The 12,621-nt window shown below is 62.8% G+C and carries 11 protein-coding genes and 1 riboswitch; of the genes, 8 read left to right on the top strand and 3 right to left on the bottom strand.

Annotation, left to right across the window (positions count from 1 at the left end; all coding sequences use genetic code 11):
- Positions 1 to 4: 4 nt before the first annotated feature.
- From F0Q04_RS18595 to F0Q04_RS18570, 6 genes are all read left to right on the top strand, one after another.
- Positions 5 to 523, top strand: coding sequence for a DUF1178 family protein (locus F0Q04_RS18595; protein ID WP_182342869.1), 519 nt, complete (start codon positions 5 to 7; stop codon positions 521 to 523).
- A 329-nt stretch (positions 524 to 852) separates the two neighbouring features.
- Complete coding sequence (locus tag F0Q04_RS18590) at positions 853 to 1,623, top strand: ABC transporter ATP-binding protein (RefSeq protein ID WP_021028573.1); 771 nt, start codon at positions 853 to 855, stop codon at positions 1,621 to 1,623.
- A 1-nt stretch (position 1,624) separates the two neighbouring features.
- Entirely contained in the window at positions 1,625 to 2,347 is a 723-nt protein-coding gene (locus F0Q04_RS18585) for an ABC transporter ATP-binding protein (RefSeq protein WP_116925915.1), read from the top strand.
- 74 nt (positions 2,348 to 2,421) lie between these two features.
- Positions 2,422 to 3,618 (top strand): ABC transporter substrate-binding protein, encoded by a 1,197-nt coding sequence (locus F0Q04_RS18580; protein WP_116925916.1) that lies wholly within the window; start codon positions 2,422 to 2,424, stop codon positions 3,616 to 3,618.
- A 130-nt stretch (positions 3,619 to 3,748) separates the two neighbouring features.
- Positions 3,749 to 4,633, top strand: coding sequence for a branched-chain amino acid ABC transporter permease (locus tag F0Q04_RS18575; RefSeq protein WP_021028576.1), 885 nt, complete (start codon positions 3,749 to 3,751; stop codon positions 4,631 to 4,633).
- 9 nt (positions 4,634 to 4,642) lie between these two features.
- Positions 4,643 to 5,626, top strand: coding sequence for a branched-chain amino acid ABC transporter permease (locus F0Q04_RS18570; protein WP_116925917.1), 984 nt, complete (start codon positions 4,643 to 4,645; stop codon positions 5,624 to 5,626).
- Positions 5,627 to 5,705: 79 nt separating this feature from the next.
- Here F0Q04_RS18570 and F0Q04_RS18565 read toward each other — a convergent pair whose 3' ends face one another.
- Positions 5,706 to 6,929 carry an ABC transporter substrate-binding protein gene (locus F0Q04_RS18565; RefSeq protein WP_148293273.1) on the bottom strand — a complete coding sequence of 408 codons (1,224 nt, stop codon included), beginning with the start codon at positions 6,927 to 6,929 and terminating at the stop codon, positions 5,706 to 5,708.
- A gap of 188 nt (positions 6,930 to 7,117) precedes the next feature.
- Positions 7,118 to 7,239: riboswitch (TPP riboswitch) on the top strand.
- A 298-nt stretch (positions 7,240 to 7,537) separates the two neighbouring features.
- On the opposite strand from F0Q04_RS18565, the gene thiC reads away from it, so the two are divergent.
- Both thiC and F0Q04_RS18555 read left to right on the top strand, forming a co-directional pair.
- Positions 7,538 to 9,472, top strand: a complete 1,935-nt coding sequence (gene thiC, locus F0Q04_RS18560) for a phosphomethylpyrimidine synthase ThiC (RefSeq protein WP_182342867.1) — start codon at positions 7,538 to 7,540, stop codon at positions 9,470 to 9,472.
- 139 nt (positions 9,473 to 9,611) lie between these two features.
- Positions 9,612 to 10,277, top strand: coding sequence for a nitroreductase (locus tag F0Q04_RS18555; RefSeq protein ID WP_116925920.1), 666 nt, complete (start codon positions 9,612 to 9,614; stop codon positions 10,275 to 10,277).
- An 18-nt stretch (positions 10,278 to 10,295) separates the two neighbouring features.
- On the opposite strand, the gene F0Q04_RS18550 is transcribed toward F0Q04_RS18555, so the two are convergent.
- Both F0Q04_RS18550 and F0Q04_RS18545 read right to left on the bottom strand, forming a co-directional pair.
- Positions 10,296 to 10,979, bottom strand: a complete 684-nt coding sequence (locus tag F0Q04_RS18550) for a YitT family protein (protein WP_116925921.1) — start codon at positions 10,977 to 10,979, stop codon at positions 10,296 to 10,298.
- Positions 10,980 to 11,152: 173 nt separating this feature from the next.
- A complete protein-coding gene (locus tag F0Q04_RS18545) occupies positions 11,153 to 12,370 on the bottom strand; it encodes an ABC transporter substrate-binding protein (protein ID WP_182342865.1) in 1,218 nt (405 codons plus the stop codon).
- Positions 12,371 to 12,621 lie beyond the last annotated feature (251 nt).

Below are 12,621 nucleotides of genomic sequence, written 5' to 3'. Positions count from 1 at the left end.
GACTGTGAAGGTCTTCAACCTGCGCTGCCCTTTGGGCCATATCTTTGAGGGCTGGTTCGCCTCGGACGCCGCGTTCGAGCAGCAACAAAGCCAGGGCTGGCTCAGCTGCCCGATGTGCAACTCGCATGAGATCGTCAAAGGCCTGAGCGCCCCGCATCTGGCGCGCAAATCCAATTCCCTGGCCCCAGCGGCTCCAGCTGCGCCGGCTTCCGCCGCCGCAGCCCCTGCACGGCCTGGTAGTGCGCCGGCGTCGTCCTCGCCATCCCGGGCCTCCCCAACCCCGCTCAGCGATGCCCAGCGCCTGCAACAGGCCTGGCTGGAGCTGTCGCGCCAGATCGTAGCCAATACCGACGATGTCGGCAGCGGCTTTGCCGACCTGGCCCGCCAGATGCATGAGGGTGAGGTCGCTGCCCGCCCGATCCGGGGCACCGCCACCCCGGAGGAGCAACGCGCTTTGGTCGACGAGGGCATCGATGTGCTGCCCTTGCTGCTGCCCGAAGCGAGCAAGCACCGCCTGCAATAGGCTGGATCTGTCGCCTTGGCAGCAGCCCGACTGGCTGGCATGCTGCAGCGCCGATGATGCACAGTACGTATGAATGGGCCGGGGCAGGGCCTTTGCATTGTCGCCCGTGCTTGATTTTGATGACAAAAAGACGACCGTTTGTCCCTCAGGTGACTATCAAAAAGTGAGCGCATAAAGCCCACGGGTTAACGCGTACGCAGCCTCACCTACAGGCTTTCCCCAGTGTTGCATCGCAGTATTCTTTCCTAGTATTGGCAGCATCGAAGCGGCGTGCATTTCCAACCCGGAATAGGCGCCGCGCTTTTTTCCAGCGAAGCGGTGCGGTGCCCATGAGTGATGTCATTCTTCAAACCCGAGATCTCACCAAGGAGTTTCGGGGATTCACAGCAGTCAGCAATGTCAACCTGTCGGTGCAGCGGGGCTCGATCCATGCGCTGATCGGCCCCAATGGTGCCGGCAAGACGACATGCTTCAACCTGCTGACCAAGTTCTTGACGCCCACCAAGGGCATCATCCATTTCAACGGCACGGACATCACCAGCGAAGAGCCGGCGCAGATTGCCCGCCGGGGGGTGATCCGCTCGTTCCAGATCTCGGCGGTATTCCCGCACCTGAGCCTGATGGAGAACGTGCGCATCGCCTTGCAGCGCAAGCTGGGCACGTCCTTCCACTTCTGGAGCAGCGAGCGCACCTTGGACAAGCTCAACGGCCGCGCGGTGGCCTTGCTCGAAGAGGTGGGCCTGGCGCACCTGGCCGACGAGATCACCTTGAACCTGCCTTATGGCCAAAAGCGTGCACTCGAGATTGCCACCACGCTTGCGATGGAGCCCGAGCTGATGCTGCTCGACGAACCCACCCAGGGCATGGGCCATGAGGACGTCGAGCGCGTCACCCAGCTGATCAAAAAGGTCTCGGCCGGGCGCACCATCTTGATGGTCGAGCACAACATGAAGGTCATCTCGACGATTGCAGACCGCATCACGGTGCTGCAGCGCGGCGCCATCCTGGCCGAGGGCGACTACCAGACGGTGTCGCAGAACCCCCAGGTGATGGAAGCGTATATGGGAACCACCGACGGCCAGCTGCAGGGAGCGCACTGACATGAATGAGAAAAACGGAGTGCCTGCACTGGAGATCAGCGATCTGCACGCCTGGTATGGCGAATCGCACGTGCTGCATGGCGTGAACATGCGCGTGATGCCGGGCGAGGTGGTGACCTTGCTGGGCCGCAACGGCGCGGGCCGCACATCGACGATGCGTGCGGTGATGGGGCTGACGGGCTCGCGCAAGGGCTCGATCAAAATCCATGGCGTCGAGACCATCCAGATGCCCACGCACAAGATTGCGCACCTGGGCCTGGGTTACTGCCCGGAAGAGCGCGGCATCTTTGCCAGCCTCTCCTGCGAAGAGAACCTGATGCTGCCGCCGGACCTCAAAACCGGCTCGGCCGGCATGTCGGTCGAAGAGATCTACGAGATGTTCCCCAACCTGGCCGAGCGCCGCCAAAGCCAGGGCACGCGCCTGTCGGGCGGTGAGCAGCAGATGCTGGCCGTGGCCCGCATTCTGCGCACCGGCGCCAAGCTGCTGCTGCTCGATGAGATCTCCGAAGGTCTGGCCCCCGTCATCGTGCAGGCGCTGGCCCGCATGATCGTGAGCCTGCGCGCCAAGGGCTACACCGTGGTGATGGTCGAGCAGAACTTCCGCTTTGCCGCGCCACTGGCCGACCGCCTCTATGTGATGGAACATGGCCAGATCGTCGAGCAGTTCAGCGCCGACGAGCTCGAAGGCAAGATGCCTTTGCTCAACACCTTGCTGGGGGTCTAGCCCACTTTTTTGCAACCCTGGCGCAGCGCAGACTGCCGCCATGTATTGAGAACAGATATTTTTTAGGAGACAAGATGAAAGCAAAGCTCAAAGCCATTGCCCAGGTGGCATGTTTGGTCGCCCTGTCCGCAGGCGCTGCCCAGGCACAAGAAAAGGTGAAGATCGGCTTCATCACCGACATGTCCAGCCTCTACGCCGATGTGGAAGGCAAGAACGGCGCAGTCGCGATCCAGATGGCCATCGATGACTTCGGTGGCAAGGTGCTGGGCCAGCCCATCGAGATGGTCTCGGCCGACCACCAGAACAAGGCAGACATCGCAGCCTCCAAGGCGCGCGAGTGGATCGATACCGCCGGCGTGACCATGCTGTTTGGCGGCACCAACTCCGGCACGGCCCTGGCCGCTGCCAAGGTGGCGCAAGAGAAAAAGCGCGTCTACTTCAACAGCGGCGCGGGCTCCTCGGCACTGACCAATGAGCAGTGCAGCCCCTACACCGTGCACTATGCCTATGACACCGTGGCCTTGGCCAAGGGCACCGGCGGAGCCGTGGTGGACCGTGGCGGCAAGTCCTGGTTCTTCCTGACGGCCGACTACGCGTTTGGCCACTCGCTGGAAGCGGACACCACCGCCGTCATCAAGGCCAAGGGCGGCCAGGTGCTCGGCTCGGTGCGCCACCCGCTCAACGCATCTGACTTCTCGTCCTTCCTGCTGCAGGCGCAAAACTCCAAGGCCCAGATCCTGGGCCTGGCCAATGCCGGCGGCGACACCATCAATGCCATCAAGGCTGCGCGTGAGTTCGGCATCAACAAGACCATGAAGACCGCCGGCTTGCTGGTCTTCCTGTCTGACATCCACAGCATGGGCCTGAAGAACACCGAAGGCCTGCTGCACACCACCAGCTGGTACTGGGACCTGAACGACGAGACGCGCAAGTTCGCCGACAAGTTCTTCGCCAAGACCAAGCGCATGCCTACCGATCTGCATGCGGCGGACTACTCGGCGACGATGAACTACCTGAAGGCTGTCGAAGCCGTCAAGACCACCGATGCCGACAAGGTCATGGCCTACCTCAAGAGCACGCCGCTCAACGACTTCTACGGCAAGGGCGTGATCCGCCCCGATGGCCGCTACGCGCACGACATGTACCTGGTCGAAGCGAAGTCGCCTGCCGAATCCAAGAAGCCCTGGGATTACCTGAAGGTTCTGTCCACCTTGCCTGCGGACCAGGTCTGGACGACCAAGGCCGAATCCAAGTGCGCGCTCTGGAAGTAAGCACCGCTCACACCTAACCTGCGTCGATGCTGCCTGCTGCGGCTGCCCGCCATCGCTGATGGCACGGGTCGCAAAAGCAGCGGCATGACGCCAGGCGTGTTGTGTTCATTCACTGACTCGTGAGCTTTTCATGGAAATTTTTGGTATCTCATTACCGGCCTTGATGAGCCAGCTGCTGCTGGGTCTGGTCAACGGCTCGTTCTATGCCATTCTCAGTCTGGGATTGGCCGTGATCTTTGGCCTGCTCAATGTGATCAATTTCGCCCACGGCGCTTTGTTCATGCTGGGGGCCATGTTCACCTGGATGGCGGCGTCCTACTTCCAGGTCAATTACTGGGTGATGCTGCTGCTCTCGCCGATTCTGGTGGGCATCATCGGGGTGTTGATAGAGCGCTTTTTGCTGCGCCATATCTACAAGCTCGACCACCTCTACGGCCTGCTGCTGACCTTGGGGCTGTCGCTGCTGATCGAGGGCGTGTTCCGCTCGATCTACGGCGTCTCGGGCCTGGGCTACGACACGCCCGAGCTGCTCGAAGGCGCCACCAACGTTGGCGTGATGCTGCTGCCCAACTACCGCATGTGGGTGGTGGTAGCCTCGCTGATCGTCTGCTTTGCCACCTGGTATGTGATCGAGAAAACCCGCCTGGGCGCCTACCTGCGGGCCGGCACCGAGAACCCCCGTCTGGTCGAGGCTTTCGGTGTCAACGTGCCGCTGATGATCATGCTGACCTATGCGTTTGGCGTGGGCCTGGCCGCCTTTGCCGGCGTGCTGGCAGCGCCCGTCTACCAGGTCACGCCGCTGATGGGCCAGAACCTGATCATCACCGTGTTCGCGGTGGTGGTGATCGGTGGCATGGGCTCCATCATGGGCGCCATCGTCACCGGTCTGGCACTGGGCGTGATCGAAGGGCTGACCAAGGTCTTCTACCCAGAAGCCTCGGCCACCGTCGTGTTCGTGATCATGGTCATCGTGCTGCTGGTGCGCCCGGCTGGCCTGTTTGGCAAAGCGAAGTGAGGTGAGGGGATGAATTCCAAGAAGTTTGCCAAACTGGGGTATGGGTTGCTGCTGCTCGGCATGATCGCTGCGCCGTTCATGGGGGCCTACCCTGTGTTCGTGATGAAGCTGATGTGCTTTGCACTTTTCGCCTGTGCGTTCAATCTGCTGCTGGGCTACACCGGTCTGCTGTCCTTTGGCCATGCCGCCTTCTTTGGTGGTGCGGCTTATGTCACCGGCCATGCGATCAAGGTCTGGCACCTGACGCCGGAGCTGGGCATTTTGTTCGGCGTGGTGTTCGGTGCCTTGCTGGGTGTGGTGTTTGGCTGGCTGGCCATTCGCCGCCAGGGGATTTATTTCTCGATGATCACCTTGGCGCTCGCCCAGATGCTGTTCTTTGCCTGCCTGCAAATGCCCTTCACCGGTGGTGAGGACGGCCTGCAAGCGGTGCCGCGCGGCAAGCTGTTTGGCGTGCTGAGCCTGGAGAGCGACTGGACCATGTACTACGTGGCCCTGGCCATCGTGGTGCTGGCCTTCCTGCTGATCATGCGCACGGTGCATTCGCCTTTCGGCCAAGTGCTCAAGGCGCTGAAGGAAAATGAGCCGCGTGCCATCTCGCTGGGCTACGACGTCAACCGCTTCAAGCTGCTGGCCTTTGTCATCTCGGCTGCGCTGGCCGGTCTGGCCGGTTCGCTCAAGACCGTGGTGCTGGGCTTTGCAACCTTGACTGACGTGCACTGGACGGCATCGGGCCAGGTCATCCTGATGACCTTGGTGGGCGGCCTGGGCCTGCTGTCGGGCCCGATCGTCGGCTCGGCCGTGATCGTCGCGCTGGAGAACAAGATCGGCGATATCGGCACCTGGCTGTCGCGCCTGACCGGCGTCGAGTGGTTCAACACCTTGGGTGAGTCGGTGACCATTGTGACCGGCCTGATTTTTGTGATCTGCGTGCTGGCGTTCCGCCGCGGCATCATGGGCGAGTTGATCGCCTTCATGGACCGCAAGAAGAAATAGCGGAGGCTTGCAGACCCGCCCAAGTCAAAGACCCGCATTGCGCGGGTCTTTGTTTTTGGGGAGGGCGCGGAGGGCGGTCTTACTTCCAGAGCTTGCAGCTGGATTCGGCCTTGGTGGTCCAGACTTCGTCAGGGCTGAGCGTCTTGAGCACCTTGAAGTAATCCCAGGCGCCCTTGGATTCGGCCGGGGCCTTGACCTGCATCAGGTACATCTCATGGGCGTAGCGGCCATCAGGGCGGACAACGCCCTTGGCATAGAAGTCGGACAGGGGCTCGGCCTTCAGCGCGGCCATCACCTTGTCCGAATCGGTGGACTTGATGCGGTCGGCCGTCTTCAGGTAGGTCATCATCGCCGAGTAATCGGCCGCCTGCAGCGAGGTGGGCATCTTCTTGAACTTCTCGAAGAAGCGGTCCGAGAACTTGCGGCTTTCCGGGTTCAGGTCCCAGTGCCAGCTGTCGGTGAACATCAGGCCTTCGGTCTGCTTGAGCCCCAGGCTGTGGATGTCCGAACTGAACAGCAGCATGCCGGCGAGCTTCATGGTCTTGGTCACGCCAAACTCGCGCGCGGCCTTGATGGTGTTGATGGTGTCGCCACCGGCATTGGCCATTGCCAGAATCTGGGCCTTGGAGTTTTGCGCCTGCAGCAGGAAGGATGAGAAATCCGAGGCATTGATCGGATGCCGCACGGCGCCCACCACGCGGCCACCTGCGGCCTTGATCACCTTGGTGGTATCGGCCTCCAGCGCATGGCCAAAGGCATAGTCGGCCGTCAGAAAGAACCAGTCCTTGTCGCCCAGCGCCACAATGGCGCCGCCGGTGCCCTTGGCCAGGGCCACGGTGTCATAGGCGTAATGCACGGTGTAGGGGCTGCACTGGTCATTGGTCAGCGCGGATGTGCCCGAGCCATTGACGATGATGAGGCGCTTTTTCTCCTCGGCCACCTTGGCCATCGCCAGGCCGGTGCTGGAGGTGGTGCCGCCCACCAGCATCTGCATATCGCGCTGGTCAAACCATTCGCGGGCCTTGGAGGCGGCCAGGTCGGCCTTGTTCTGGTGGTCGGCCACCATCAGCTCCACCGGCTTGCCCAGCAGCTTGCCGCCAAAGTCATCAATCGCCATCTGCAGCGCCAACGCCCCGCCCTTGCCATCGACATCGGCATAGACGCTGGACATGTCGGTGATGAAGCCGATCCGCACCTTGTCTTGCGCCAGCGCACCCTGGGCGAGCAGGGCCAGCACACAGCCAGCGGCAGCGGCCGCAATCGCGCGTCGCCGGTGCGGCCGGGCAGAACGCAAAGAGGGCATTGCAGGAACATTCATCGGAAGGTCTCCTTGTTCAAATAGACAGGCGTGCAGTGCGGCTGCCAGGTGCGGCGCACCCGTGGGCTGCTGCGCCCCGATGGTTGCAGGCTGCTTGGCGCGCGCCTACTGGGGTAAGCACCAGCGCGCCGCAAAAAACGGGGCTGCAGGCGCGGCGTGAAGCGGCTATACTGCTCGCAGCTCCGGGGTGTGCGAAAGCGCTGAGATGCGAAAGGCAGTGGCAAGACTGCTGAGTAGTGAACCCGACGAACTTGATCCGGTTCATGCCGGCGGAAGAAGAGCGGGACCCTGAAAGCACAGCGGTGGAAGGCAGGCAGCGTTGCATGGCACGCGCCTGCGGCCACCTGCCACGCACACCCCAGGCGCCTCGCGCACTGGGGTTTTGTCTTTTTTGGGGACGACACCTGTCAGCGCGCAACAGGTGCCGCCATGGCCACCTAACAGCGGCCCTGGCACCACGCACAGCACGGCCGGGCCGGGGTGTAGTCGATGGGCGTGTTGCGGCCAAGCAGCCATGCCTGGCGTGTTGCAGCAGAAGAGGGCCGGCACGTCTCGGAGCGTTCGATGAAATCAACCGCTTTGAGGAGACTGCCATGAACGCCCCTGAGTCCCTGTTCATCCCCGCCACCGGTGATGCCCCCGATGCCGCCCGCTTTAGCGAACTGCTGGCCCAATCGCGCCTGCCTTTCCCTGCGTCGACCAAGTCCTATCTGGCGGGTGCCATCCACCCGCAGCTGCAGGTGCCGGTGCGCGATATTGCGCTGACCAACGGCGAGCAGGTCAGCGTCTACGACACCTCGGGCCCCTATACCGACCCGGCCGTGGCCATCGATGTGCGCCAGGGCCTGCCCGCGCTGCGTGCCGAATGGATCGCTGCGCGCGGTGACAGCCAATACTATGTGGGGCGCCAGCGCGTGGCGCTCGATGACGGCGGCAAGCGCGGCGAAGAAGACCTGCGCGTGGCCCAGCTGCGGGCCGAGGCTGCGGCGCTGCAGCGCCAGCCGCGCCGCGCCAGGAGCGGCGCCAATGTGACCCAGATGCACTATGCGCGCAAAGGCATCATCACCCCCGAGATGGAGTATGTGGCCCTGCGCGAGAACGGCCGCCGCGAATGGATGGCCGAGTACCAGCGCGATGCTGCGCGCGAGGCGCGCCTGGCGGGCAACAGCCTGGGCGCTGCGATCCCCAAGATCATCACGCCCGAATTTGTACGCGACGAGGTGGCGCGGGGCCGGGCCATCATTCCGGCCAATATCAACCACCCCGAGATCGAGCCGATGGCCATTGGCCGCAACTTCAAGGTCAAGATCAATGCCAATATCGGCAACTCGGCCGTGACCTCGAGCATCGAGGAAGAGGTCGAGAAGCTGGTCTGGGCGATCCGCTGGGGCGCGGACAATGTGATGGACCTGTCCACCGGCAAGAACATCCACACCACGCGCGACTGGATCGTGCGCAACTCGCCGGTGCCCATTGGCACGGTGCCGATCTACCAGGCGCTGGAGAAAGTGGGCGGTGTGGCCGAGGACCTGACCTGGGACATCTTCCGCGACATCCTGGTGGAGCAGGCCGAGCAGGGCGTGGACTATTTCACGATCCATGCCGGCGTGCGCCTGGCCTATATCCACCTGACGGCCCAGCGCCGCACCGGCATCGTCTCGCGCGGAGGCTCCATCATGGCCAAGTGGTGCATGGCCCACCACCGCGAGAGCTTCCTCTACGAACATTTCGAAGATATCTGCGACATCATGAAGCAGTACGACGTGAGCTTCTCGCTGGGCGATGGCCTGCGCCCGGGCTGCGCCTCGGACGCGAATGACGAGGCCCAGTTTGCCGAGCTGGCCACCTTGGGTGAGCTGACCCAGCTGGCCTGGAAGCACGATGTGCAGACCATGATCGAAGGCCCGGGCCATGTGCCCATGCACATGATCCAGGCGAACATGACCGAGCAGCTCAAGCACTGCCACGAGGCGCCGTTCTACACCCTGGGCCCGCTGACCATCGACATCGCGCCGGGCTATGACCATATCGCCAGCGCCATCGGTGCGGCGATGATCGGCTGGTTTGGCACCGCCATGCTCTGCTATGTGACGCCCAAGGAGCACCTGGGCCTGCCCGACCGCGATGATGTCAAGCAGGGCATCATTGCCTACAAGATTGCCGCGCACGCAGCCGATGTGGCCAAGGGCCACCCGGGGGCCCGGGCGCGTGACGATGCGCTCAGCCAGGCGCGCTTTGACTTCCGCTGGGAGGACCAGTTCAACCTGGGGCTGGATCCGGACACGGCCCGCGCCTTCCATGACGAAACCCTGCCCAAGGACAGTGCCAAGGTGGCGCATTTCTGCTCGATGTGCGGGCCCAAGTTCTGCTCGATGAAGATCACCCAGGAGGTGCGCGAGTTTGCCAAGAACCAGGGCGTGGCCGAAGAGCAGGGCATTGCCGTGGGCATGCAGGCCAAGGCGGCGGAGTTCAACCGGGCGGGGGGCGATTTCTACATCCCGATCGCCAGCGACACGACGGCCAGGTAAGTACGCGGCGGGCGTTGACCCCATGCGGCCACCACCCGGTGGCCGCATTGGCGCCTCGGTGTCAGCAACATTTGCTGCGCTGCACTAAACTGCGGACTGCCATCTGCCAGCCTCTTTCAACGCCAGAAAGCCCTTTGCCATGAACGTCACGCAAGCCATGCAAGAGCGCCGCTCGGTGCGCGCCTTTTTGCCCAAAGCTCCCTCTGCCCAAGCCGTGCATAGCCTGATCGCCGATGCGGCCCAGGCGGCATCGGGCGGCAACCTGCAGCCCTGGCGGGTGGTGGCGCTGGCGGGCCATGCGCTGCATGAACTGACCGATGCCATTGCAGATGCGCAGCCGCTGCCCGAAGGCGGCAACAACTACACCTACCCGCCCAATCTCTGGGAGCCGTATCGCACGCGCCGCTTCAAGAACGGTGAGGACCTGTACAAGACTATCGACATTCCGCGCGAGGACAAGGCCGCGCGCCTGGAGCAGCTGGCCAAAAACGGCCGCTTCTTTGGCGCCCCGGTGGGCCTGCTGGTATTTGCCGACGAGCGCATGGGTTATGCGCAGTGGGTGGACCTGGGCATTTACCTGCAGTCCCTCATGCTGCTGGCCACCGAGCGCGGCCTGGCCACCTGTGCCCAGGGCTACTGGCGCCGCTATGGCGACACAGTGGAGCGGGTGCTCAAGGCGCCAGAGCCTTACCGCGTGGCCTATGGCATTGCGCTGGGCTATGAAGACCTGACGGCGCCGATCAACAGCCTGCGTGCCGACCGCGCACCCTTTGGCGACTGGGCGCAGATGCGCGGGTTTGACTAAAGCGGCTCAACGGCCGAATCAGACCGCGATATAGCGGTCCTTGCGGTGGTTCATCGCGACGATCAGGTTCAGGATCACGGCGCCTGCAATCGACCAGGCGACCGACACGGCCGGAACCAGCCACAGCGCGAACGCCACGATGAGGCAGTCCAGGCCCATCTGCACCTTGCCAGCCGACCAGCCATGGCGCTCCTGCAGGTAGAGCACCAGAATGCCAAAGCCGCCCAGGCTGACCCGGTGGCGGAACAGAATCAAAAAGCCTGTGCCCAGCAGCACACCGCCAAGGATGCCAGCCAGCGGCTGGGACACATAGGAGATGGCCAATAGCGCTGGCAGCAGCTCGGTGAGCCAGGACGTGGCCACTACCGCGATAAAGGTCTTGACCACAAAGGCAGTGCCCATGCGCTTGGCAGCCAGCCAGTAGAACGGCAAATTCAGGCAGAAGAACAGCAGGCCCAGATCGGTGCCGGTGGCGTAGTGCCCCAGCAGCGCAATGCCGGCAATGCCGCCGGTCAGCAGCCCCGCGCTCTTGTACAGCACCAAGGCGGTGGAGATCAGCAAGATGCCGACCGCCATCGCAATGCCATCCTCCAGCCAGGAATGGCCGGATGAGCCGGTCTTGAGCGCCCAGCGGAATTTGTCGGAGGTCAGTTGGCTCACGCGCGCAAAGCCTGCGCTGGCAAAGAGGCGGTATCGGGTCATGGGAAAAGGGCAAGCAAGAGTCCTGCCAGCTTGGGGCGCAGCGCATGCCCCCATTCTGACCAGGCGCAAGCAAAGGGTTAGATAGCCCTCAAATATAGGGCTAACCCTTATCCCTCAAACCCTGCCAAGGATTGGCGCAGCCCGCCTGCAGGCTGCTTTCCCAGTTCAGTCGCTTACTTCCAGATCGGGCACTGGGCCTCTTGCTTGCTGGCAAACAGCGTCTCGCCCGGCAGCGCCTTGATCAGCTTGAACGAATCATGCTTGCCCTTGGACTCCTCAGGCGTCTTGACCTGCAGCAGGTACATGTCGTGCACATAGCGGCCATTGGGCTCGATCTTGCCCTTGCCGAACATGTCGTTGAGCGGCATCGATTTGAGCGTCTGCATCACCTTGTCCGCGTCCAGGCTCTGCGCCTTTTCCACGGCCTTGAAGTAGCTCATCGCCGAGGAGTAGTCGGAGGCCTGCAGCGAGGTGGGCATTTTCTTGGTGCGGGCGTAGTAGCGGTCGGTCCAGGCGCGGGCCTCGGGCGAGCGGTCCCAGTACCAGCTGTCGGTGAACATCAGACCACCGGCGAGCTTGAGGCCCAGGCTCTCGACCTCGTTGGCAAACACCATCAGCGCCACGGGCTTCATCTTGGGGGTGATGCCAAACTCGCGCGCGGCCTTGAGCGCGTTCATGAAGTCACCACCGGCATTGGCAAAGCCCAGGATCTCGGCCTTGCTGGCCTGCACCTGCACCAGGTAGGACGAAAAATCGTTCGCATGAAAAGGCGCGCGCACCGATTTGACGATCTGGCCGCCCTGGGCCTGCACCACCTGCGTCACATCGGCTTCCAGGGTGTGGCCAAAGGTGTAGTCGGCTACCAAGAGCGCCCAGGTCTTGGCGCCTTGCTCGGACACTGCACGGCCCGTGCCGCGCGCAATGGCCGTGGTGTCGCTGTTGTAGTGCACCCAGTACGGCGAGCACTGGCTGCCCGTCAGGTTGGAGGAGTAGGCGCCATTGATCAGCAGCACGCGTTTTTTCTCATTGGCCACCTGGCCCATCGCCAGCGCCGTCGCCGTATTGGTGCCGGCAATCAGCAGCTGGACATCCTGGGTGTCGACCCATTCGCGCGATTTGGTCGAGGCGATATCGGCCTTGTTCTGGTGGTCGGCCGACAAGAGCTCAATCGGGCGGCCCAGCAGCTTGCCGCCAAAGTCTTCAATGGCCATCTGGATGGCGGTTGCGCCGCCTTTGCCATCGCCGTCCGAATACTGGCTGGACATATCCGTCAGGAAACCCAGGCGCACCGGCGCTGGGGCCTGTGCCTGGGCCGTTCCGGTGATCGCGCAGCAGGCGAGGGCACAGGCGCTGAGCGTGGGCCGAAAGCGCAGGGAGGTTGGGGTGGGCATATGAGACTCCTTTGTTATGGGTTGCTTTGGTTTTGCAACACCCATGCTAAGAGCAGATGCCAGATGGCGACAGGGTGAAAACGGGCGCAGCCCAGCGCGTTTGTCACCCACGTTACCGGCCCGCCCGACCAGGTAGATATTTGAGAGTTAGATAAATACAAATGCATACCAAATAACACATAGATATTTTTGTCCGCAGGGCATGCTGGCTTGAGAGTGGGGGTGTCAAATTTTTTTCATCAGGATGTCAC

This window comes from Comamonas koreensis (assembly GCF_014076495.1).
GTDB lineage: Bacteria > Pseudomonadota > Gammaproteobacteria > Burkholderiales > Burkholderiaceae_C > Comamonas > Comamonas squillarum.
The sequence above is the reverse complement of the archived record's forward strand: the minus strand, read 5'-3'. Positions and strand labels throughout refer to the sequence as shown.

Bases quoted from the DNA above. Each gene is read 5' to 3' on its own strand.
- F0Q04_RS18590 (WP_021028573.1), top strand. From the start codon at position 853: ATGAGTGATGTCATTCTTCAAACCCGAGATCTCACCAAGGAGTTTCGG.
- F0Q04_RS18585 (WP_116925915.1), top strand. From the start codon at position 1,625: ATGAATGAGAAAAACGGAGTGCCTGCACTGGAGATCAGCGATCTGCAC.
- F0Q04_RS18580 (WP_116925916.1), top strand. From the start codon at position 2,422: ATGAAAGCAAAGCTCAAAGCCATTGCCCAGGTGGCATGTTTGGTCGCC.
- F0Q04_RS18575 (WP_021028576.1), top strand. From the start codon at position 3,749: ATGGAAATTTTTGGTATCTCATTACCGGCCTTGATGAGCCAGCTGCTG.
- F0Q04_RS18570 (WP_116925917.1), top strand. From the start codon at position 4,643: ATGAATTCCAAGAAGTTTGCCAAACTGGGGTATGGGTTGCTGCTGCTC.
- F0Q04_RS18565 (WP_148293273.1), bottom strand. From the start codon at position 6,929: ATGCCCTCTTTGCGTTCTGCCCGGCCGCACCGGCGACGCGCGATTGCG.
- thiC (WP_182342867.1), top strand. From the start codon at position 7,538: ATGAACGCCCCTGAGTCCCTGTTCATCCCCGCCACCGGTGATGCCCCC.
- F0Q04_RS18555 (WP_116925920.1), top strand. From the start codon at position 9,612: ATGAACGTCACGCAAGCCATGCAAGAGCGCCGCTCGGTGCGCGCCTTT.
- F0Q04_RS18550 (WP_116925921.1), bottom strand. From the start codon at position 10,979: ATGACCCGATACCGCCTCTTTGCCAGCGCAGGCTTTGCGCGCGTGAGC.
- F0Q04_RS18545 (WP_182342865.1), bottom strand. From the start codon at position 12,370: ATGCCCACCCCAACCTCCCTGCGCTTTCGGCCCACGCTCAGCGCCTGT.